General features: G+C 65.7%; 19 protein-coding genes. 13 read left to right on the plus strand and 6 right to left on the minus strand.

What is annotated here, in order from left to right:
* The first annotated feature begins 1 nt into the window (after nt 1).
* The 10 genes from ftsW (at nt 2) to AC1Q6P_RS22575 (ending at nt 12,033) form a co-directional block, all read left to right on the plus strand.
* Nucleotides 2–1,249 (plus strand): putative lipid II flippase FtsW, encoded by a 1,248-nt coding sequence (ftsW, locus tag AC1Q6P_RS22530; RefSeq protein WP_171827615.1) that lies wholly within the window; start codon nt 2–4, stop codon nt 1,247–1,249.
* Entirely contained in the window at nt 1,246–2,334 is a 1,089-nt protein-coding gene (gene murG, locus AC1Q6P_RS22535) for an undecaprenyldiphospho-muramoylpentapeptide beta-N-acetylglucosaminyltransferase (protein WP_492666066.1), read from the plus strand. Before ftsW ends, murG begins: the two co-directional genes overlap by 4 nt.
* Nucleotides 2,331–3,737 carry a UDP-N-acetylmuramate--L-alanine ligase gene (gene murC / locus AC1Q6P_RS22540; protein WP_492666065.1) on the plus strand — a complete coding sequence of 469 codons (1,407 nt, stop codon included), beginning with the start codon at nt 2,331–2,333 and terminating at the stop codon, nt 3,735–3,737. The genes murG and murC overlap by 4 nt, the downstream gene beginning before the upstream one ends.
* Before the next feature lie 106 nt (nt 3,738–3,843).
* Nucleotides 3,844–4,830 carry a D-alanine--D-alanine ligase gene (locus AC1Q6P_RS22545; protein ID WP_492666064.1) on the plus strand — a complete coding sequence of 329 codons (987 nt, stop codon included), beginning with the start codon at nt 3,844–3,846 and terminating at the stop codon, nt 4,828–4,830.
* A gap of 53 nt (nt 4,831–4,883) precedes the next feature.
* Nucleotides 4,884–5,765 (plus strand): cell division protein FtsQ/DivIB, encoded by an 882-nt coding sequence (locus tag AC1Q6P_RS22550; RefSeq protein ID WP_171827613.1) that lies wholly within the window; start codon nt 4,884–4,886, stop codon nt 5,763–5,765.
* Nucleotides 5,766–5,778: 13 nt separating this feature from the next.
* Entirely contained in the window at nt 5,779–7,008 is a 1,230-nt protein-coding gene (gene ftsA, locus AC1Q6P_RS22555) for a cell division protein FtsA (RefSeq protein WP_102766240.1), read from the plus strand.
* A gap of 137 nt (nt 7,009–7,145) precedes the next feature.
* Entirely contained in the window at nt 7,146–8,426 is a 1,281-nt protein-coding gene (gene ftsZ / locus AC1Q6P_RS22560) for a cell division protein FtsZ (protein ID WP_492666063.1), read from the plus strand.
* A 308-nt stretch (nt 8,427–8,734) separates the two neighbouring features.
* Nucleotides 8,735–10,837 carry a sensor histidine kinase gene (locus AC1Q6P_RS22565; RefSeq protein WP_492666062.1) on the plus strand — a complete coding sequence of 701 codons (2,103 nt, stop codon included), beginning with the start codon at nt 8,735–8,737 and terminating at the stop codon, nt 10,835–10,837.
* Between the two features lie 17 nt (nt 10,838–10,854).
* Nucleotides 10,855–11,790 carry a UDP-3-O-acyl-N-acetylglucosamine deacetylase gene (gene lpxC, locus AC1Q6P_RS22570; RefSeq protein ID WP_492666061.1) on the plus strand — a complete coding sequence of 312 codons (936 nt, stop codon included), beginning with the start codon at nt 10,855–10,857 and terminating at the stop codon, nt 11,788–11,790.
* A 57-nt stretch (nt 11,791–11,847) separates the two neighbouring features.
* Complete coding sequence (locus AC1Q6P_RS22575; RefSeq protein ID WP_102766244.1) at nt 11,848–12,033, plus strand: hypothetical protein; 186 nt, start codon at nt 11,848–11,850, stop codon at nt 12,031–12,033.
* Nucleotides 12,034–12,087: 54 nt separating this feature from the next.
* Here the strand turns inward: AC1Q6P_RS22575 and AC1Q6P_RS22580 are convergent, their stop codons facing one another.
* Nucleotides 12,088–13,761: a M20/M25/M40 family metallo-hydrolase gene (locus tag AC1Q6P_RS22580; protein ID WP_492666060.1), complete on the minus strand. Its 1,674-nt coding sequence runs from the start codon at nt 13,759–13,761 to the stop codon at nt 12,088–12,090.
* 435 nt (nt 13,762–14,196) lie between these two features.
* On the opposite strand from AC1Q6P_RS22580, the gene AC1Q6P_RS22585 reads away from it, so the two are divergent.
* From AC1Q6P_RS22585 to AC1Q6P_RS22595, 3 genes are all read left to right on the plus strand, one after another.
* Nucleotides 14,197–16,020, plus strand: coding sequence for a M4 family metallopeptidase (locus AC1Q6P_RS22585; RefSeq protein WP_492666059.1), 1,824 nt, complete (start codon nt 14,197–14,199; stop codon nt 16,018–16,020).
* Nucleotides 16,021–16,217: 197 nt separating this feature from the next.
* The gene (locus AC1Q6P_RS22590; RefSeq protein ID WP_492666058.1) at nt 16,218–18,059 is read left to right on the plus strand and encodes an HDOD domain-containing protein; all 1,842 of its coding nucleotides are present in this window, start codon (nt 16,218–16,220) and stop codon (nt 18,057–18,059) included.
* A 154-nt stretch (nt 18,060–18,213) separates the two neighbouring features.
* Nucleotides 18,214–20,091 carry an HDOD domain-containing protein gene (locus tag AC1Q6P_RS22595; protein WP_492666057.1) on the plus strand — a complete coding sequence of 626 codons (1,878 nt, stop codon included), beginning with the start codon at nt 18,214–18,216 and terminating at the stop codon, nt 20,089–20,091.
* A 25-nt stretch (nt 20,092–20,116) separates the two neighbouring features.
* Here the strand turns inward: AC1Q6P_RS22595 and AC1Q6P_RS22600 are convergent, their stop codons facing one another.
* From AC1Q6P_RS22600 to AC1Q6P_RS22620, 5 genes are all read right to left on the minus strand, one after another.
* Nucleotides 20,117–20,404 carry a hypothetical protein gene (locus AC1Q6P_RS22600; RefSeq protein WP_492666056.1) on the minus strand — a complete coding sequence of 96 codons (288 nt, stop codon included), beginning with the start codon at nt 20,402–20,404 and terminating at the stop codon, nt 20,117–20,119.
* A gap of 62 nt (nt 20,405–20,466) precedes the next feature.
* Nucleotides 20,467–20,970, minus strand: coding sequence for a DUF6265 family protein (locus tag AC1Q6P_RS22605; protein ID WP_492666055.1), 504 nt, complete (start codon nt 20,968–20,970; stop codon nt 20,467–20,469).
* A 49-nt stretch (nt 20,971–21,019) separates the two neighbouring features.
* Nucleotides 21,020–21,274, minus strand: a complete 255-nt coding sequence (locus AC1Q6P_RS22610; protein WP_492666054.1) for a hypothetical protein — start codon at nt 21,272–21,274, stop codon at nt 21,020–21,022.
* The gene (locus AC1Q6P_RS22615) at nt 21,241–21,738 is read right to left on the minus strand and encodes a hypothetical protein (RefSeq protein ID WP_492666053.1); all 498 of its coding nucleotides are present in this window, start codon (nt 21,736–21,738) and stop codon (nt 21,241–21,243) included. The genes AC1Q6P_RS22610 and AC1Q6P_RS22615 overlap by 34 nt, the downstream gene beginning before the upstream one ends.
* Before the next feature lie 79 nt (nt 21,739–21,817).
* Nucleotides 21,818–22,046 (minus strand): hypothetical protein (locus AC1Q6P_RS22620; RefSeq protein WP_492666052.1); only part of this gene is annotated, 229 nt, incomplete at its 5' end.

Raw genomic sequence — 22,046 nt, forward strand, 5'->3', positions numbered from 1 at the left:
CATGATCCAGCCTTGGTCCGAGCGCCTGCGTGCGCTGTGGGCAGGTCGCAAGGGCGGCGTGGAGAACGTGCCGGTGCGCGATTGGGTCAGCGTGTCGGCCGGTCAACCGACCAAGCTCAGCGGCTTTGACAGCACCCTGGTCTGGGTGGTTCTGGCCTTGATGGGCCTGGGCCTGGTGATGGTGTATTCCGCCTCCATCGCCATGCCGGACAACCCGCGCTTTGCCAAGTACCTGCCCACTCATTTCCTGACCCGTCACATCGTGGCCATTTCCTTCGGTCTGGTGGCGGCCCTGATCACGGTGCAGGTGCCGGTGTCGACCTGGGAACGTTATGCGCCCTGGATGTTTGTGCTGGCCCTGGTGCTGCTGGTGGCCGTGCTGATCCCCGGCGTGGGCAAGGTGGTCTACGGTGCGCGGCGTTGGATTCCGCTGGGCGTGATGAACTTCCAGCCCTCGGAACTGGCCAAGATGGCGATTGCCATGTATGCGGCCAGCTACATGATGCGCAAGATGGATGTGAAGGAGAACTTCTTCCAGGCGGTGTGGCCGATGGCCGTGTCGCTGGCCATCGTCGGCGTGTTGTTGCTGGCCGAGCCGGACATGGGTGCCTTCATGGTGATCGCAGCCATCGCCATGGGCATCTTGTTCCTGGGCGGTGTCAACGGCCGCATGTTCTTCCTGATCGTGGCCGTGCTGGTCGGCGCTTTCGTGCTGATGATCACCTTCAGCGAGTTCCGCCGCGAGCGCATCTTTGCCTACCTCAACCCCTGGGACGAAAAGTACGCCCAGGGCAAGGCCTACCAGCTGACGCATTCCCTGATCGCATTGGGCCGCGGCGAATGGCTGGGCCAGGGCCTGGGCAGCAGTGTCGAGAAGCTGCACTACTTGCCCGAGGCTCACACCGACTTTTTGCTCGCCGTGATCGGTGAGGAGCTGGGCTTTGTCGGCGTGGCCTTGACCATCATCGGTTTCTTCTGGCTGTCGCGCCGTCTCTTCCACATCGGCCGCCAAGCCATCGCCCTGGACCGGGTGTTCGCGGGCCTCTATGCCCAAGGCATCGGCATCTGGGTGGGTGGCCAGGCCTTCATCAATATGGGCGTGAACCTGGGTGCGCTGCCGACCAAGGGCCTGACCCTGCCGCTGATGAGCTTTGGCGGTTCGGCCATCTTGATGAACTGCGTTGCTCTGGCCATTGTTTTGAGAATCGATATTGAGAACCGACAGCTCATGCGTGGAGGCCGCGCATGAGTACAAAACACCTCGTCATCATGGCGGCGGGCACCGGCGGCCACATCATCCCGGGCCTGGCTGTGGCCGAGGAGATGAAGCGCCGCGGCTGGAGCGTCAGCTGGATGGGCACCGAGCTGGGCATGGAAAACAAGCTGGTGCCGCCCACCGGCATCCCGCTCGATCGCCTGGCCTTTGCCGGCCTGCGCGGCAAGGGGCTGCTGCACACGGTCAAGGGTGTGTTCAAGCTGGTGCAGGCCTTTGTGCAAAGCCGCCAGGTCTTTGTCACGCGCAGCGCCGATGCGGTTCTGGGCATGGGCGGTTATGTTTGCTTCCCCGGTGGATTGATGGCCTGGTTGATGCGCCGGCCTCTGATGCTGGTCAATGCCGATGCGGCCATGCTGCTGAGCAACCAGAGCCTCAAGCCCATGGCCCAGACCATTGCCTTTGGCTTTGACGGCGCGGCCGCGGCCTCGACGAGCAAGGCCGTGGTCACCGGCAACCCAGTGCGTGCCGAGATCGAAGCCCTGGCGCCGCCGGCCCAGCGCTATGCCGGCCGCAGCGGCCCGCTGCGCCTGCTGGTGGTGGGCGGCTCGCTGGGCGCGCGCGCCATCAACGATCTGCTGCCCAAGGCCCTGGCCCTGTGGCCGGCCGATCAGCCGCGCCCGCAGGTGATTCATCAAACCGGCCAGGCCAATCTGGCGGCCGTGCAGGCGGCCTACAAGGCGGCCGGCGTGCAAGCCGACATCCGGCCCTTCATCGATGACATGGCGGGCGAGCTCGCTGCGGCCGATGTGATGCTGTGCCGCGCCGGTGCGGTGACCGTCAGCGAAATCTGCGCCGCCGGCCTGGCCTCGGTGCTGGTGCCGCTGGTGGTGAGCACCACCTCGCACCAGCGCGACAACGCCCGCTTCATGGCCCAGCATGGCGCGGCCGTGCACCTGCCGCAGGACGAGATGACGGCCGAATCTCTGCAGCAGCTGCTGCAGAAGCTGGACCGCGAGCAACTGCTGGCCATGGCCGACAAGGCCCGTGCTCTGGCCCGGCCACGCGCCGCCTCACGGGTGGCCGATGAGATTGAAAAGATGACAGGGGCCTGCCCATGAAACACGCCTTGCAACGCATTCACTTCGTGGGCATCGGCGGCGCCGGCATGAGCGGCATTGCCGAGATCCTGCAGGCCCAGGGCTACCGCGTCTCGGGCTCGGATCAGTCCGACAGCGCCACCTTGCAGCGCCTGGCCAGCCTGGGCCTGCGCGTGCAGATCGGCCATGCAGCCGAGCACATCGGCGATGCCCAGGTGGTGGTCACCTCCACGGCCGTGCGCGCCGACAACCCCGAGGTGCTGGCCGCACGCGCGCGCCACATCCCGGTGGTGCAGCGCGCCGTCATGCTGGCCGAGCTGATGCGCCAGCAAAAAGGCATCGCCATCGCTGGCACCCATGGCAAGACCACGACCACCTCCCTGGTCACCGATGTGCTGATCGAAGCCGGCCAGGACCCGAGCTTTGTGATCGGCGGCAAGCTGGCCAGCGCGGGCGCCAACTCGCGCCTGGGCCGGGGCGAGTTCATCGTCGTGGAGGCCGATGAGTCCGACGCCTCCTTCCTCAAGCTGCTGCCCATGCTGGCCGTCGTCACCAATATCGACGCCGACCACATGGACACCTACGGCCATGACTTCGCCCGCCTGAAGCTGGCTTTCGTCGATTTCCTGCACCGCATGCCTTTTTACGGCGCGGCGGTGATGTGCGCCGACGATGCCGGCGTGCGCTCCATCCTGCCGCTGCTCTCGCGCCCGGTGGTGACCTACGGCTTCGACGAAGGCCTCGATGTGCGCGCGGTCGACATGCAAGCCCTGGCGGGCGGCGGCATGCGCTTCACCGTGCGGCGCCAGGGTCGGCCCAACCTGCCGGTGGTGCTGAATCTGGCGGGGCGGCATAACGTCTTGAATGCACTGGCCGCGATCGCCGTGGCCGACGAGCTGGAGCTACCGGACGCGCCGGTGCTGGCTGCGCTGGCCAAGTTCGGCGGCGTGGGCCGGCGTTTCCAGCGCTACGGCGAACTGCCGGCAGCGGGGGGCGGCCAGTTCAGCCTGGTCGACGACTACGGCCACCATCCGGTGGAGATGGCGGCGGTGCTGTCGGCCGCGCGCGGCGCCTTTCCGGGCCGCCGACTGGTGTTGGCCTTCCAGCCGCACCGCTACACCCGCACCCGCGACTGCTTCGCAGAGTTCGTGCGTGTGATCGCCGGCTTCGACGCTGTGCTGCTGACCGAGGTCTACGCCGCTGGTGAGGGCGTGATCGCCGGCGCCGATGGCCGCGCGCTGCTGTCCGCGCTGCAGAAGACCTCGCTGGCCGAGGCCGTGAGTTTTGTCGACGACGTCGCCGCCCTGCCGCAGGCCATTGCCGCGACGGCGCGTGCCGACGACGTCGTGATCGTGATGGGCGCTGGCTCCATCGGTGCCGTGCCGGCACAAACCGTGACTTTTTTGAAGGGTGTCCAAGAGTGAACGCACTGCTGACACAAGTGGGGCGGGCCGAGCGCCGGGTCGCTCCCAAGACGGACCGCATCCCCTTGGGGGATCGTTCGACGTACTCGGCGAACGAGGGGCTGTCATGAAACTGGATCTGAATATCGATCCGAAATCGCTTGGCAAAGTGGCCGTCTTGATGGGCGGCTCGTCGGCCGAGCGCGAGGTCTCGCTGACCATGTCGGGCCCGGGCGTGCTCAAGGCCTTGCGTTCGCAAGGCGTGGATGCGCATGGATTCGATCCGTCCGAGCGGCCGCTGCAAGTGCTCAAGGACGAGGGCTTCGAGCGTTGCTTCATCGCCTTGCATGGCCGCCATGGGGAAGACGGCACGGTGCAGGGTGCACTGGAGCTGCTGGGCATCCCCTACACCGGCTCGGGCGTGATGGCCTCCAGCATCGCCATCGACAAGATCATGACCAAGCGCTTGTGGCTGGCCGATGGCTTGCCCACGCCGCGCTATGTCAAGCTCAAGAAGAGCGAGATCAGCCGCGAGAACTGCATGGCCATCCCCGACGAGCTGGGTCTGCCGGTCTTCGTCAAGCCGCCGCACGAGGGCTCGACCATCGGCAGCAGCAAGGTCGAGGGCTATTCGCAGATGCAAGAAGCGGTCGAGCTGGCCGCGCGCTACGACGACGAGATCCTCTGCGAGGAGTTCATCGACGGCCCCGAGCTCACCTGCCCGGTGCTCGGTGAGGGGGCCACCGCTGTGGCCCTGCCGGTGGTGCAGATCGAAGCGGTCGGCGGTAACTACGACTACCAGAACAAGTACTTCACCGACACCACCCGCTACCTGACCGACACCCTGAGCGTCGAGCTCGAGCGCGAGGTGCGCGAGCTGACCCTGGCCGCCTACCGCTCGCTGGGCTGCCGCGGCTGGGCGCGCGCCGACGTGATGCTGCGCAAGCGCGACAACAAGCCCTTTCTGCTCGAGATCAACACCTCGCCCGGCATGACCTCTCATTCCCTGGTGCCCGTTTCGGCCAAGGCCGCTGGCATCAGCTACGAGCAGCTGTGCATGTGGGTGCTGTCTCAAGCTCGCCTGGACGGCCAGGTGCCGAGCAAGCAGGGCTGAGCCCGAACCCGCCCTCCTTTCAACCTGGAAGCTGAACCTCCTTCAACCACGCCATGCGCGCCGCCTCCGCCACCGTCAGCAGCCCGCTGCCGCCCGACATCCGCCTGATGAATGCGGTGACGGCGGTCTTGCTGCTGGGCGCGCTGCTGCTGGCCGCGGGTCTGAGCCTGCGCTGGGTGTCCCGCCTGCCGGTGTTCGCCATTCGCGCGATTCAAGTGGAGGGTGATGTTTCACGCAACAGCGCTGCGTCCTTGCGCGCCAATGCCTTGCCCCAGCTTTCGGGCTCCTTCCTGAGCATGAGCTTGCAGCAGGGGCGGGAGGCCTTTGAGGCCGTGCCCTGGGTGCGCCGCGCTGTGGTGCAGCGGGTGTGGCCGAACCAGCTCAAGGTGCAGCTGGAAGAGCACAAGCCTGCCGCCTACTGGGAAACCAAGGCCGAAGGGGCGGATGCCAACAGTGACGCCACCGTTGAGCGCCGCCTGGTCAACAGCTTCGGTGAGGTGTTCCAGGCCAACCTCGGCGATGTCGAGGATGAAGACCTGCCGGTGCTGGCCGGCCCGGCCGGCACGGCCGCCAGCATGCTGCACATGTGGCAACGCCTGCAGCAAGCCAGCCGCGCCATGGACGACAGCATCGACCGGCTCGATCTGTCCGGCCGCGGCTCCTGGCGCATCACCTTGGACAAGGGCGCGGTGATCGAGCTGGGCCGCGGTGAGGAAGACGAGGTGCTGGCCCGCTACGCGCAGCTGGTGCGCACGGTGACCCAGCTGACCTCACGCTTCCAGGCGCCGCTTTTGTCTGCCGATCTGCGTCACGCCGATGGTTATGCCGTGCGATTGCAGGGCTACTCCACCGTCGCCAAACCCGTCAAATCCAACAAACCGGCAGCCGCCGCGGCCAAACCCGCCGCAGCCGGCGCCGGAACCATAAGAAACTGAAGGAAGAACAAGCATGGCCAAGGAATACAAGGATTTGGTCGTTGGGCTCGATATCGGCACGGCCAAGATCATGGCCGTGGTGGCCGAGGTGCTGGGCAATGGTGAATTGCGCATCGCCGGCCTTGGCGTGGCCAGCTCGAATGGTTTGAAACGCGGTGTGGTGGTCAATATCGACGCCACCGTGCAATCGATCCAGCAGGCCTTGAAAGAGGCCGAAATGATGGCCGACTGCAAGATTTCCCGGGTTTACACCGGCATCACCGGCAGCCATATCCGCGGCCAGAATTCCACCGGCATGGTGATCGTGCGTGACAAGGAAGTGACGCCGGTCGATGTCGCCCGGGTCGTGGAAACCGCCAAAGCCATCAATATTCCCAACGACCAGCGCCTGTTGCTGGTCGAGCCGCAGGAATTCGTGATTGACGGCCATGAGGTCAAAGAACCCATTGGCATGAGCGGTGGCCGCCTGGAAGTGAAGGTCCATATCGTCACCGGCGCCCAAAGCGCGGCCGAAAACATCGTCAAGTGCGTGCGCCGCTGCGGCCTGGAAGTGGACCAGCTGGTTTTGAATTCCAGCGCCTCCAGCCTGGCCGCCCTGACCGCCGACGAACGCGATCTCGGAGTCGCCCTGGTCGATATTGGCGCCGGCACCACCGATGTGGCGATCTTCACCGGCGGCTCGATCCGCCATACCGCCGTCATCCCCATCGCCGGTGACCTGATCACCAGCGATATCGCCATGGCCTTGCGCACGCCGACCAAGGATGCCGAGGAAATCAAGGTCGAGTATGGCGTCGCGAAACAGATGCTGGCCGACCCGGCCGACCAGGTTGAGGTACCCGGTTTGGGCGACCGCGCGCCTCGAATGCTTTCAAAACAAGCACTTGCCGGCGTTATTGAACCCAGAGTCGAGGAAATATTCTCGCTGGTGAATCAGGTCATCCGCGAAAGCGGGTATGAGGAACTGCTGTCCTCGGGGATTGTTCTGACCGGCGGATCGGCGGTCATGCCCGGTATGGTGGAACTCGCCGAGGACATATTCCTGAAACCCGTGCGACGTGGCAACCCGACCTATGGCGGTGCTTTGTTCGACATGGTTTCCAACCCGCGTTCGGCCACCGTCATGGGTTTGCTGGAAGAGGCCCGCCTGTCACGCACCCGGGGTTTGAAGGCGGCGCAGCAGGCTGGTTCGATGAAAACCCTGTTCGGCCGGGCCAAGGATTGGTTCCTGGGTAACTTCTGAAATTCACATCTGCTTACCGCTGGGGTAAGGCAGTGATCGATTAACTGTCGGAAAACAACGGCAGCGCATGAAAAAAAGGGTCATCCCTATAGTTTTTCGGGCTTAGCAGCGGCACAATTGCTCAAGGAGAATTGATTATGGCGATCGAGATGATCGAAGAGTTTGACCAAGGCACCCAAATCAAGGTGATTGGTGTTGGCGGCGGCGGCGGCAACGCGGTGGACCACATGATCGCGCAGGGCGTGATGGGTGTGGAATTCATCTGCGCCAATACCGATGCCCAAGCCCTGAACCGATCCAAGGCGGACCAGCTCCTGCAGCTGGGCAGCACCGGCCTCGGCGCCGGCGCCAAGCCTGAAATGGGTAAAGCTGCAGCGGAAGAAGCCGAAGCACGCATCCGCGAGTCCATCCAGGGCGCGCACATGCTCTTCATCACCGCCGGCATGGGCGGTGGCACCGGCACCGGCGCCGCCCCCGTGATCGCTCGCGTGGCCAAGGACATGGGCATCCTGACTGTCGGCGTGGTGACCAAGCCCTTCGAGTTCGAAGGTGGCCGTCGCTCCAAGGCGGCTGACGCCGGCCTGGCCGAGCTGGAAGCCAATGTCGACTCGCTGATCGTTGTGCTGAACGACAAGCTGCTCGAAGTGCTGGGTGACGATGTCACGCAAGATCAAGCCTTCGCGCACGCCAATGACGTGCTGAAGAATGCGGTGGGCGGTATCTCCGACATCATCCACATCCCCGGCCTGGTCAACGTCGACTTCGAAGACGTCAAGACGGTGATGAGCGAACCCGGCAAGGCCATGATGGGCACGGCGCAAGCCAGCGGCCCGGATCGCGCCGCCAAGGCCGCCGAAGCGGCCGTGGCTTGCCCGCTGCTGGAAGGCATCGATCTGTCCGGCGCGCGTGGCGTGCTGGTGCTGATCGCGGCCAGCCGCGCCAACTTCAAGCTGAGCGAGTCCCGCAACGCGATGAACGCCATCAAGCGTTACGCCTCGGACGACGCCCATGTCATCTACGGCACGGCCTACGATGAATCGCTGGGCGACGCCCTGCGCGTGACCGTGATCGCCACCGGCCTGTCTTCGCAGCGTGCCCGCCAGCAGGCGCCGCTGCAGGTGGTGCAGCAGACGGCACAAACGCAGCTGCGCACCGGGACTTATGACGTGCCGGTCCTGACCGACCACGTCAAGATGCAGCAAGGCGCTGCCACCGTGGCGCAAGCCGGCGGTGCCGCGCTCGGCGGCATGGGTGGCATCAGCACCGGCGTGGCCTCGGGCCTGGGTGCCGATCTGGGCGGTTCGCACAGCGTCTGGCGCCATGGCCGCATGGCTGCGGCCACCAAGGTGGAAGCCCTGTCCTCCAATGGCATGGACGAGATCGAGATCCCGGCCTTCCTGCGCAAGCAAGCCGACTGATCTTGATCGACCACCGCTGCCGGTTTGGGTCAACAGGCTCCCCTTCTTGGGAGCTTGCTGCCTGAAGCCACAAGACCGGCCACAAGACCGAATTGAACGGACCCTGCGGGGTCCGTTTTTTTATGCCCTCAGGCGGCACGTCGGTGAGCGCCTGGCTCGCTGCAGGCGGCGACTTCCTCCCCGCATCGATCCGGGGGCTGTGTCCTCACGGCCTGTGGCATGCTCCAGCCTTTCGCCACGCTGAGGTGCTTTCGAGACCTCAGGTTCGACCGAGCCCCCTTGATAGAGAAGAAAAGAGGCTGCCGGGCATGCCCCCACTGCTTGTGTTTTCGTCCTTCTGGCGCCGCATCGAGCGGCTGGGCTCCGTGTCGGCCCTGGGTCTGCGCATGCGGTTGCTGCGCGCCCTCTGGCTGGGTCTGACCGGGGCCTGTCTGATCTTGCCTGCACAGGCGCAGGTGCAAGCCCTGGCGCTCGAAGACCTGCCGCCGAGCGCCGGTGGCGAACAGGCGCACAGCGCCGAGTTGGCGGTCAGCGTGTGGAGCCGCGCTGATGTGGAAGCCTGGTGGGCGGCGCTGCGTTCGATGGAGGGCACGCACGGGACGCTGCCTGCGCATCTGCAGCCGCCTGCCGATCCGGCCGCCTGGGCCACGGTGTCCCTGCCCGATGTGCGCGCCCGCACGGCCAGCGCCGCCCCGGCCGCGCCCGGCATGCCGCGCGAGTATGAGATGCGCTGGTACCGGCTGCGCTATGCCCCGCCGCAGGGGCGCTGGCCCACCAGTGTTGCGCTCTACACCCCGCGCCTGGTGTCCATGGCCGCAGCGGTGCTGGTCAAGACCGATGAGGGCTGGCGTCAAGTCTTTGACAACCAGTACGGCGCGCGCGAGCAATGGGTGCGGCCCTTGTGGGCCTTGTTCCCGCCGGCCCTGACCGAGCTGCACCACGACCGCAGCATCGAACTGGTGGTGGCCGTGCCGGTGGTGCGTCACAGTTTCTACTCGGTCTCCACCGTCTGGCTGGGTTCGCGCGAGCAGCTGGAAAGCCTGCCGCGAAAGCGCTGGATGCTGCAGATCGGCGTGCCGCAGGCCATCAGCCTGACCTTGGTGGCCTTGGGCATGTTCTCGCTGGCGCTGTGGGTGCGCCGGCGTTCGGAGCCAGCCTATCTGCTGTTTGCCTTGGCCTCGGTGGCCTGGCTGGTGCGCAATCTGCATTACCACCTGAACCTGCCGCGCACGTCCTGGGGCCTGGAGTGGTTCTGGTGGATGACGCATGCCTCCATGTCCTGGGTGATGCTGCTGACCTTTTTGTTCGCCTTGCGTTTTGCACGGCGGCAGTTTCCTCGCCTCGAGCGCGGTGTCGCCTTGCTGGTGGCCGCGGGCACGGTGCTGACCATGCCGCTCTGGGGCTTGTCACTGGACCCGGTGATGCAGCAATCCATCAATGCCTTGGTCAGCGTGGCTGGCACGGTCTTCGTGGCCGTGGTGGCTTTGCGCGAAGGCAGCCGAGAACTTCGCCTGATTGCCCTCAGCCTGGCGCTCAGTCTCGCCCTGGGCGTGCACGATGTGATCCTGCTGGCCGGCTGGGCCTGGCCCCAGCACATCTATCTGATGCCCTACGCCACCTTGATCATCGTGGCCAGCTTTCTCTACGCGGTGCAGCGCCGCTACATCGGTGCGCTGGAAGAGGTGGAGCAGCTCAATGCGCATCAGGCCCAGCGCCTGCAGCAGCAGAGCGATGAGCTGCTGGCCCAGCACGAGCGCCTGCGCGAGGCCGAGCGCCAGCAGGCCTTGCTGCTGGAGCGGCAACGTCTGATGCAGGACATGCACGATGGACTGGGTTCGTCCCTGCTCTCGGCCATGGTGGCGGTAGAGCAGGGCCGCATGGAGCAGGACAAGGTGGTCGAGGTGCTGCGCGAATGCGTGGACGATTTGCGCCTGGTCATCGATTCGCTGGAGCCGGTCGGCCATGACCTGGTGTCGCTGCTGGCCACCATGCGTTACCGCCTGGGCAAGCGCCTGCAGATCGGTGGCCTGAGCCTGGAGTGGGATGTGCAAGACCTGCCCCCACTGACCTGGCTGGAGCCGCCCGACGCCCTGCATGTGCTGCGTTTGCTGCAGGAGGCATTGACCAATGCACTCAAGCATGCGCGGGCCACACGTGTGCGCATGGTCACCCGCAACCAGGGCAGCCATGTCGAGATCCGGGTCGAGGACGACGGTGACGGTTTCGATCTCGCCACGGCACAGCGCGGCCGCGGCCTGAAAAGCCAGCAGCGCCGCGCTCAGCGCCTGGGCGGTTCGCTGAAGATCGAGTCCAGCCCAGGGCAGGGCACACGCTTGAGCTTGCGCCTCCCGGTGCAGCGCACTGCCACGGCTGAGGCCCCAGCAGCCCCAGGCCAGCAAGCCGCGCCCTGATCGCCGACAATCCGGGCATGCTGAAACAAAGAACCCTGAAGGCGCTGACCAAGGCGGTCGGCGTCGGCATCCACAGCGGCCAGCGCGTGGAGCTGGTGTTGCGCCCGGCGGCCCCCGACACCGGCATCGTGTTTCGTCGGGTCGATCTGAGCAACCCGGTGGACATCCCGGTGCGCCCGGACACGGTCTGCGACACCCGCATGGCCACCACCATCAGCCCCGGCGGCGACCCCGGCGCGCCCAAGGTGCAGACGATTGAGCACCTGCTCTCGGCCTGCGCGGGCCTGGGCCTGGACAATCTGTACGTGGACATCAACGCCGACGAGGTGCCTATCCTCGACGGCTCGGCCGCCAGCTTTGTCTACCTGCTGCAAAGCGCCGGCATCGAGCAGCAGAACGCAGCCAAGAAGTTTCTGCGGGTGAAAAAGACGGTGGAAGTCCGCCAGGGCGAAGGCAAGCGCCTGATGTGGGCCAAGCTGGAGCCGTACCACGGCTACACCCTGAGCTTCCAGATCGAGTTCGACAACCCGGCGGTGTCGGCCACCGGCCAGCACTATGTCTTCGACATGGGTTCGGGCCAGTACAAGAAGGAGATCGCCCGCGCCCGCACCTTCGGCATGACCAGCGACATCGAGCTGATGCGCAGCCGTGGCCTGACACTGGGCGGTTCCATGGACAACGCCATCGTCGTGGACGACTACCGCGTGCTCAATGCCGACGGCTTGCGCTACGACGACGAGTTCGTCAAACACAAGATCCTCGATGCCATCGGCGATATGCAGGTCGCCGGCTATCCTCTGCTGGCCGCCTACACCTCCTTCAAAGGCGGCCATGCGCTCAACAACAAGCTGGTGCGCGCCTTGCTGGCCGATGCCGAGGCCTACGAGATCGTCACCTTTGAAGACGCGGCACGCGCGCCGCAAGGCTTTGCCCAGCTGGCTCCGGCCTGGTGAGGCAGAGGCCATGTTGGCTCGGCCGTGCTGCCTGAGGGTCAGGCCTGGAGTTTGCTCATGATGATGTTTCGCCTGGTCGCCGGCTTGTTGATGTTTGCCGGCATCGTCAGCTTCGCCCTCTACATTGCGACTGGCAAGGTGGTCTGGCGGCGTCGCGGCTTGGTCATCGTCAAATGGACCCTGTTGGCCGTGCTGGGCTTTTTTGCCGTGCTCCTTCTCGAGCGTCTGGTCCTCATGCTTTGAGGGCGCCCGCCCGGCACGCAGCGCGTGTCGGGCGGTGGATGCGCGGCCTAGCGCTTACTGCGGCGTGTAGCTCACCGTCAGCTGGTAGTTGCCCGCGGTGTAGCCTTTCAGCAGCACATAGACATCGCTGTTGGCTGTGGCGGGAACGCTGCAAGTCTCGGTGGCGGTGCTGCCATCGCTCTTGCAGTCGAAGCTGCTGGTGGTGGGCACCGCGCCCTTCTTGACGTACAGATCGATGTCGCCGGTGCCGGTGGTGCTGGCCTTGAGCGTGCCACCCGCCTTGACCTTGAAGGGGCCGAAACTCTTGGTCTGGTTCTTGGTCAGGCTGCCATTGAAGTTCTCCACCTTGTCGGTAGGTGGCGGCGTGCCGGGGCCGTCTGCGCCCAGCTCGACGGCATAGGCCAGGGCCATGCGTGCGAACTTGAGCGAGTGCTCGGCATTGCTGCCTGTGTTGGCATAGGTGTCGTTCGCCGTATGGATGCGGGGGTTGCTGGATGAGAAGGAGGCCTCAAACGGCATGGTCGCGTAGTAGCCCTGAGCGTTCCAGCTGGCATGGTCCGAACAGGCATAGCCGCAGCGATCGGTGCCGATCTTGAGTGTGGGCAGGTAGGTCTTGATCAGGTTGGTGACAAAGGTGTTCTGGCTGGCGTCGGTGTAGTCGGTGAAGATGTAGATGTCGTTCGCGGCGCCCTTGTAGTTGGTCATGTCCAGCTGCATCACGCCCACCACATTGGTGTTGGCCGCGGCGAAGCTGCGCGCAATCTCGGCCGAGCCACGCAAGCCCACTTCTTCGGCGGCATAGGCCATGAATTTGATGGTGCGCCGAGGTTTGAAGTTATTGGCCGTCAGCGTGCGGATGATCTCGGTCAGGCTGGCGACGCCGGAGGCGTCATCATCGGCGCCGGGTGCGCGCGTGGTTTCGCCCGTGCCGGAGCCGGCGATCGAGTCCAGGTGAGCGCCCAGCACCACCACCTGTGCGGCGTTGTCCGTGCCTTTGAAGGTCAGGATCACCGATTTCTGTGGCCAGCTGGCGTGGGTGAACTGTTCCACCGTGATGTCGCTGCGGCCGCCGGCCAGCGAGGACCAGCGGTTCTTCAGCCAGTTCGATGCATTGGTGCCGCCGCTGGTGGTGTAGTAGCGGTTGGTGTTGGCCGAGAGATCCAGAATGGTTTGCCCGATATTGCTGGCCTGCATCTGCGAGAGCATGGGCGTGATCAGGGCTTGCTGGTCGATCACATAGCTGGGCCGGGTGACCGTCGCCAGTGCCTGCATGGGGCGGCTCAAGGCGTTCAAGGTGCGCATGCCTTCGGCCTGGTTGGCATGGAACATATAGCCGCCGCAGCGCTTGAGCGTTTCATGCACGGCTGCCGACAACTCGTTCAGCAAGGACTCATCCACTTCGAGCAGATGCACCTGCTCGGCCGGCCGGGCACCGGTGTCATCGCTGATGGCCCGGCCATCGCTGGCCTGCTCCAGGGCACCGCTCAGCGAGGCGAGGGCCTTGACGCTGGCCGCTGGCCTGGCGCTGGGTTGAACTTTTTGAAGCTCACGGAAAGCGGCGTCGCCGAGGCTGATCCAGACCTTGTTGCCGCTGGCGGCAAGAGGGGTGGCCGCTTTGCCGGCCTTGGCCGCATCGTGGGCGTTGCTGCTCAAAGGCAGGCCGGCCAGAAGAATCAGACCGGCCAGGGCCGGGGCCAGGCGGGCCGGGAAGCGAGGGAGGGTGGACATGGTGAAGGTCTCCTTGTGGGTGTGTGGCGCAGGCGGTTGCCGGCGAGCGCGCCGAGGGTGGGGCGGGGCTTCGCGAGGAATCGGTGGCACCGCGTTTCGGCCGGTTTCGGGTGTGAGACCGGTCGAGCGCGCAACCATCTCGCCAGCTGTCTCAATCTGAAATTGGGGCGAATGCGGATGTCAGTTCTTACAGCTTGTGCGGAAACCGCCCGTAACTAGGATTCGCTCCCACTGACCGGCCGCCCTTGCGGGCAGCCGGCCCGGGTACTGGAGTCGAAACGGCTTGGCAGGCGGGTTGAAGCGGTCAGACGGTAAGGGGCACGGCCTTGCGATCCAGGGTTTGACCTTGCCGGCCTGCGGCGCTGCTTTTGGCGCTGGCGGGTCCACAAGCAAAAGGGGGCCGACAAGCCTCCGACAAACCTAGGAGTCCAACACATGCAAGCACGTTTCCAACTGTTGACCCGCGGTGCCCTGCTGGCCGCCGCGGCTTCTCTGGCCTGCCAGGCCATGGCGGCTGACCGCGTCGAACTCGAAGGCGCCGATCTGGCGCGTGTCGGCCTGGTGGCCGCGCGCGGCGTCACCGGCCCGGCCGCTCTGGGCCTGGCTGCCGACGAACTCAAGCCCTTGCGCAGCCAAACCTATGCCAGCGGTCTGGTCGTCACCCGCTACGAGCAGCACTACCAAGGTGTGCCCATCTGGGGCGAGGCCGTGGTCGAGCACCTGCCCAAGGGCAGCCGCACCCCGACCTTCTCGGGTGCCCTGGTTCGCAACATCAACCAGGACCTGGGTCATGTGCAGCCCAGCCTGAGCGAGCAAGCCGTCTTGGCCGTGGCCAAGAGCCGCGCCAAGGACGCATCCAAGGTGGGCAAGACCAGCAACGAGCAGGTCAAGCTCTTCGTCAAGCTCAATGAGCGCAATGTGGCCCAGCTGGTCTACCTGGTCTCCTTCCTGACCAGCCATGGCGATGAGCCCAGCCGTCCGCACCTGCTGATCGACGCCAACAGCGGCGCCGTGCTTGAGCAGTGGGAAGGCCTGAACCATGCCAACGCCACCGGCCCCGGCGGCAACACCAAGACCGGCAAGTACGAGTACGGCACCACCTACGGTCCCCTGGTCGTGACCAACGATTGCCAGATGAACAGCGGCAACGTCATCACGGTCGACCTCAAGGGCGGCACCAGCGGCAGCACGCCCTTCAAGTTCACCTGCCCGCGCAACGAGTACAAGCTGACCAACGGCGCCTACTCGCCCTTGAACGACGCACATTACTTCGGCAATGTGGTCTTCAATATGTACCAAGGCTGGTTCAACATCCGCCCGATCAGCCAGACCCTGTACATGAAGGTGCACTACGGCAGCAGCTACGAGAACGCCTTCTGGGACGGCTCGGCCATGCACTTCGGTGACGGCAAGACCACCTTCTATCCCCTGGTCTCGCTGGATGTGTCCGCGCACGAAGTCAGCCACGGCTTCACCGAGCAGAACTCGGGCCTGGTCTACTCCAACCAGTCGGGCGGCATGAACGAAGCCTTCTCCGACATGGCCGGTGAAGCCGCCGAGTACTTCATGAAGGGCACCAACGACTGGCTGGTCGGCTCGGAAATCTTCAAGGGCACCGGCGCTCTGCGCTACTTCGCCAACCCGACCCAGGACGGCCGCTCCATCGATCACGCCAGCAAGTACTACAACGGCCTGGACGTGCATCTGTCCAGCGGTGTGTACAACAAGGCCTTCTACCTGCTGGCCACCAAGCCGGGCTGGAACACCCGCAAGGCCTTTGAAGTGATGGTCGATGCCAATCGCCTGCACTGGACGGCCAGCAGCACCTTCAACCAAGGCGCATGCGGTGTCGAAAAGGCAGCAACGGCGCGCGGCTATGCCGTCGCCGATGTGACGGCAGCCTTCTCGGCCGTGGGCGTCAGCTGCGGCACCACGCCGCCGCCGGCCACCATCCCCCTGACCAAGGGCGTGGCCAAGACCGGCATCAGCCTGGCCAAGGGTGCCAAGCTGACCTACACCCTGGTGGTGCCGGCCGGTGCCAAGAACCTGAGCTTCAAGCTCTCGGGTGGCTCGGGTGATGGCGACATCTACCTGAAGTTCGGCTCGGCCCCGACCACCACCAGCTACGAGCAGAAGTCCGATGGTTCGACCAACACCGAAACCATCACCGTGGCAGCCCCCAAGGCCGGCACCTACTACCTGCTCCTGAATGCATACTCTGCAGTCACGAACACCAGCCTGGTGGCCAACCACAACTGAGTCTGAAGGTCTGTGGGCGGCCGGCTGCTGACGCCGCCCGCCTCATGTCCGCAGCCAAGCCGGCTCTGCCTCCCGCAGGGCCGGCTTTCTTTTTTGCGGCGCAACTGCGCCCTTGATTGCGCTTTGGCCTGCGGCGGAACTGGTGCGAAGATGTCTGCCGCCCCGTTCCTCGACCGTCAGCCACCACGCATCACCCCATGACTGAAGCTGGACCGCAAGACCCCGACGCCCCCGTGCCTGCCGCAGCTGCAGCGCCAGCTGCTGCTGCCGCCACCGCCCCCGCGGACGCTGATGCACCCACGGCGGAGGCTGCAGCGCAGGAACCCGGCGCCGAGGCGGCCCCGGTCATCGACCCCGAGGAAGCCGAGCGCCTGGCCGCCCAGCGCGAGGCCGAGGAAAAAGAAGCCGCCGAACGTGAGGCGCGCCTGCAACGCCTGATGCAGAAAATTGCCGCGCATTCCGACTTCGCCACGATGAAGGATTCGGTGCGCTCGATGCAGAAGATCAGCCGCTCCGAGAAAGCCCATGCCCGGGCCCTGACGGGCGAGATCTCCAACGACATCGCCATGACCGGCAAGCTGCTGCGCCTGGTCAATGCCGCCTTCTACAGCTCGGCCGGCGGCGGCAGCATCACCAGCATGGAGCGGGCCGTGGCCCTGATGGGCTTCCAGACCATCGGCATGGTGGCCAGCTCCCTCATGCTGTTCGAGCGCCTGCCCAAGACCGCCGACGGCAACCGGTTGCGTCAGGAATTCGGCCGTGCACAAATGGCGGCCCTGCTGGCCCATGAGCTGTGCAACAGCAGCAAACACATCGAGGGCGCCTACCTCAACGCCCTGTTCCAGAACCTGGGCAGCATGCTGGCCGGCATGCACTTCGCTGAAGACACCGCCGCCATCGAAGCGCGCTTGCAGGAAGAAGGCCTGGTCGAGGGAGAACCCGCCTGGCACGACAAACGCGAGAAGCTCGCCCGCCAGCAATGGGGCCTGGGCTTCGAAGAGATCGGCGTCGAGGTGGCCAAGAGCTGGGGCTGGCCCGAATCGGTGCGTGCTGCCATGCGCAGCCTGCCGCCCAGCAGCCTGGAGCGGCCGGCCGGCCCCGAGGAGTACCAGCGCGTGCTCTGCACCGCCGCCAACCGCCTGGCCGGCGATTTGCTGCGTCTGCCGGGTGGCGGCACGGCCGAGGAAAAGGCCGAGGCACGCAAAGCCTGCGTGCAGCGCTTTGCCGCCGAAATGGGTGTGCCCCTGAGCCTGGACCCCGAAGTGCTGCCCGGCGTGGTCGAGCAGGTCAAGCTGGTCTGGGATGACCTGGCCAAGGCCTTGGGCTTCGACCCGGTGCCGGCGCCTGCGGCCAAGGGCAAGCCGGCCGAGAAAGGCTCTGACAAAGCGGCCCCCGCCAGACCCGGGGCCAAAGCCCCCGAGCCAGCCGCCGCCAAGCCTGTGGCGCCCGCCAAATCACCTGAAGCCGCAGCGGCGCCCGCGCGCGCGCCGGTGCCGGCCGCTGCCGCCAACCCGGTCATGGCCGAGGCTCTGTCAGCGGCGCTGGAACGCGTCAGCGATCTGGTGCTCTCCGGCGCCCCGGCGGCCAAGCTGCTGCAGCTGTGCATGAAGGAGATGCACGAGGCCTTGCAATTGCAGCGCGTCATCGTCTGCCTGCGCGACCCCGCCAGCGGCGGCCTGCGCGGCCGCATGGGCCTGGGCGAGCGAGCCCAGGAGCTGGCGCCGGTGTTCGACATCCCGCTCAAGCCGCCCAGCGAGCTCTTCGGCCTGCTCTGCAGCAAGGGCGCCGACACCTTGATCTCTGACGCCTCCGACCCCGTCATCGCCCAGCGCTTGCCGCCCTGGTATGCCAAACAGGTGCGCGCCCAGACCTTTGTGCTGCTGCCCATGGTGGCGGGCGAGCAGGTGCTGGGCGCCTTCTACGGCGACCAGGCCGAGGCCGGCCGATTGCAGATTGGCGAACGCGAGCTGCGCCTGCTCAAGACTCTGCGCAACCAGGTGGTCATGGCCATGCGCTTTGGCGGGGCGGCACCGGGCTGAGGGGGGGCTTGGCGGCCTGGCGGTGGGGCCAGGCCTTGTGCACTGTGCACAAAGCGGGGCAGCCCTTCGGCCTGGGTGTTGAGTTTGGCGTGGTGCGGCCGATGTAGCAGGGTCTGTCATCCGCTGCGCTTGATCCTGCTGCCCTCACACCTCCATGAATCTCGACTCCAGCCCTGAAGTCATCGCCACCGCGACCGCCGATTCCTCCGCTCCTTCGTCCTACCCCCATACAGAGTCCCATGCTTCCGAGGGTCAGGTCTTGCCTGATCCCGATCCCCACCGTGACCTCGATCTTGAACCCGAGCAGGAGGCGGCTCGGCTGGCCGCTGAGCGTGCCGAGGCCGAACGCCTGGCCGCCGAGCAAGCCCGGGCCGAGGCCGAAGCCCAAGCCGCCGCCGAGCGCGAGGCCCGCCTGCAGCGCCTGATGCAGCGCATCGCCAAGCACGCCGATTTCGCCTCGATGAAAGACTCGACCCGGCTGCTGCAGAAGATCGCCCGCTCCGAGACCGCCCATGCCCGCGCGCTCAGCGGCGCCATCTCCGACGATGTGGCCATGACGGCCAAGCTGCTGCGCCTGGTCAATGCCGCCTTTTACAGCTCGGCCGGCGGTGGCAACATCACCAGCCTGCAGCGCGCCGTGGCGCTGATGGGTTTCCAGACCATCGGCATGGTGGCCAATTCGCTGATGCTGTTCGAGCGCCTGCCCAAGGGTGCCGATGGCAACCGCTTGCGCCAGGAGTTCGGCCGCGCCCAGCTGGCGGCCCTGCTGGCCCACCAGTTCTGCAACAGCAGCAAGCAGCTCGATGGCGCCTACCTGATCGCGCTGTTCCAGAACCTGGGCGGCATGCTGGCCGGCCTGCATTTCGCCGAGGACATGGAGGTCATCGAGGCCGCGCTGCAGGCCAAAGGCCTGGAGGAGGGCGGCCTGGAGTGGCAGGCCATGCGCGAGCAGCTGGCCCGCGAGCAATGGGGTCAGGGTCTGGAGGAGATTGCCGTCGAAGTGGCGCGTCAGTGGGGCTGGCCGGAATCGGTGCGCGTGGGCATGCGCACGCTGCGGCCCAGCAACCTCGAGCGTGCCTGCAGCCCCGAGGAATACCAGCGCGTGCTCTGCACCGCGGCCAACACCCTGGCCGCCCAACTGCTCAAGCTGCCGCACAGCGGCACGCCCGAAGAGCGCGCCGAGGCGCGCAAAGCCTGTGTCGAGCGCTTCGCCGCCGAGCTGGCCGTACCCCTGAGTCTGGACCCCGAGCCTCTGCCCGAGGCGGTGGAAAGCGTCAAACAGGTCTGGGACGATCTGGCCAAGACCTTGGGTTTTGGCCCTGTCGTGGCAGCACCGGGCCAAGCCAAGCCCAAGCCCGCGGACCCCAAAGCACTCCAGGCACAGAAGCCGCGGGCGGGCGTTGCGGCGCAGGCACCCGCTATGGCCGCACGGCCGGCACCTCCAGCCACGCCTGCGACTTCGCGCCCGGCCGCCTCCAACCCCGCCATGGCCGAGGCCTTGTCCAGCGCCCTGGAGCAGCTCAGCGAAATGGTCTTGTCCGGCGCCGCGCCGGGCCAGCTCTTGCAGCTGTGCATGAAGCAGATGCATGCCGCACTGAAGCTGCAGCGCGTCATCGTCTGCCTGCGTGATGCCGACGGCGCTTACCTCAAGGGCCGCATGGGCCTGGGCGAGCGCGCCACAGCCCTGGCGCCCCTGTTCGACATCCCGCTTGCGCCGCCGACCGAGCTCTTCGGCCTGCTCTGCAGCAAGGGTGCCGACACGCTGATCTCCGACAGCTCCGACCCCGTGATCGCCCAGCGCCTGCCCGCCTGGCACCGCCAGCAGGTGCGCGCCGGCACGTTCGTCCTGCTGCCCCTGGTCGCCGGCGGCCAGGTCCTCGGCGCTTTTTACGGCGACCGCGCCGAAGCTGGCACCTTGCACATCAGCGAGCGCGAGCTGACCTTGCTCAAGACTCTGCGCAACCAGGTGGTGATGGCGATGCGCTTTGGTGGCGGTAATGGCGGCGGCGGCGGCAGCAGCAGCAAAGGCTGAGTCGCCGTCTGCCTTGTGGGGCCAGCTAGTGCCACAGCCCGGCTTTGCGGTACCAGCGAAGGCACAGGACCTCAGCCAGGTACAGCGAGCACAGCGCCGGCAGCAGCAGCCACCCGTTCAGCAGGCTGCCCGCAAACAGGGGCAGAACCAGCAGCCAGCACGGGGCTTTGTAGCGAAACGGCAGGGCGCGGTAGCGCGCCGCCTTGTCCGGCGAGCGTTTGAACTCGCGGCGGTGCAAGCCTGCCACGGCGAGTGCGCTGAGCAGCCAGGTGCCCAAGAAGAGCAAGAGGTCGGCGCTGAGTTGCGGATTCATCGCCGGGGTTCAGCTGGCGTGGCTTCTGGCCATGGCTTGTGTTTGGTGCAACTTGTGTGGAATCACCCGCCTGCCAATGCTTCGCAAGCAACGCGCTTCATTGGAAAGTCGATGCCGCGAAGGGCGCCGCCGCGTTGACCTTCGATTCGCGCGAGCAGGCGATCACCGGGCAGTGCGCGGTAGCTGATGCGCTGCGGAAAGTCGTGCTGCGGGTTCTCAAATGTGACCGCGGTTTCGCTGACGCTTGTGCCCGTGAAGGTCGCCTCTTTCTGCCCTGAAGGCAGGGCGATGTACACGATCTGACCTTCGGCATTCAGCCGGATCTGCAAGAACTCATGCGCCACGGTCTTGCCCTTTTTCACCGTCCGGGCGACACCCAGCATGCTCCCGCCGGCCGGCGGCAACCAATGTTCGCCGGAGCCCGGCTCGCCCGACTCCGATGCCCAACAGCCGGACATCCAACCCAATGACGACAAGGGCGCCTCCTGGCTCTGGGCCGCCGAAGTCAGGCAAAGCGCTGTCAGTGCGGTGAGGGTGGCCAAGGTGGCGATGCTGGGGTATCGCATGGAGAAGCGGTCCTTCCTCGGTTCATCGGCGGCGGCGTGGCAACAATCCCTAGTGCGTAGTCGCTTTGCGCATCATCAGGCCTTGAGACCAGGCATCGGACAACTCCACGCGGGCCTCGCAAGAATGCCTGTCCACCAACTGCGACTCACCATAGTCTTTGATGTAGTCGTAGTTCAGCGCGTTGGAACTGAGGCCGAAGTCGAGGAAGAACGCGGCCAACATGCATGCCGCCCCGGTGCCTCCGCGGCCCTGCAAGTTGTCCCGGGTATTCAGCGGTGCATCCCAGTCTCCGTTGTCGTCCACGATCGTGATCTGGGCAGTTTGAGACAAATAGAGATGCAGAGATGCTGCATCCCGGCTGACAGATCAGCGCTCAGCGCGCCAGGGACCCAGACGAAGGATGCCTCACGGATGTTCACGCCGGGGCCTGAACGCGACTCTGCCTGCCAGATGATCTTGCGCAGGCTCGCACCGTTGGAAGGCAAGTGGAGGCAGTAAGAGGCGTGGCGCCTTTGCAGTGCGGCGGCCAGAATCCACAGCCCCAGCGCGGTCGAATGAGCCCGGTCGAGCACGATGCGAACCGAATCCATCAAGCCGCTTCCGCGATAGACCTGCCGTTTTTCGATGGAGATTCCTGGCGCCTGCATTTCCGCAGGCAAGCTCGGGAACTTGCTCGCCTCGAAAGTCACCGGAGGCGCGCGCTCATCCAGGGACTGCGCCACGCGTGGCAGTTGGAGCAAATCCTTGCTGAAGAGTTCGAGTAGCACCAAAAGTCCTTCTTGTCTTCTTTCGTTCGGGGTTGCGCGGTGAACATTAAGCGCTTACCTCGGCCCAATGCAATCGACTTCAGGCAGGCTTGACTTGAGTTTCTAAATGGCGATCTCGCGCCATGTAGCGTTTAAGCTGAGGGGCCGGAGCCAGCTGGCCGCGCGGAGCTGAAAATATACAGGCAGCGTAGTGCGGCCAGCTGGCGGAGGTCCACTCGAGCGGAATACGAAGGGACTTCCCACCTTCAGGCAACGGCGTCAAAGCGCCAAGATTGGTGGTGTTGGTCATCAATCTGCAGCCATTTCGA

The sequence above is a fragment of the Roseateles sp. GW835-FHT13E02 genome (assembly GCF_058794035.1).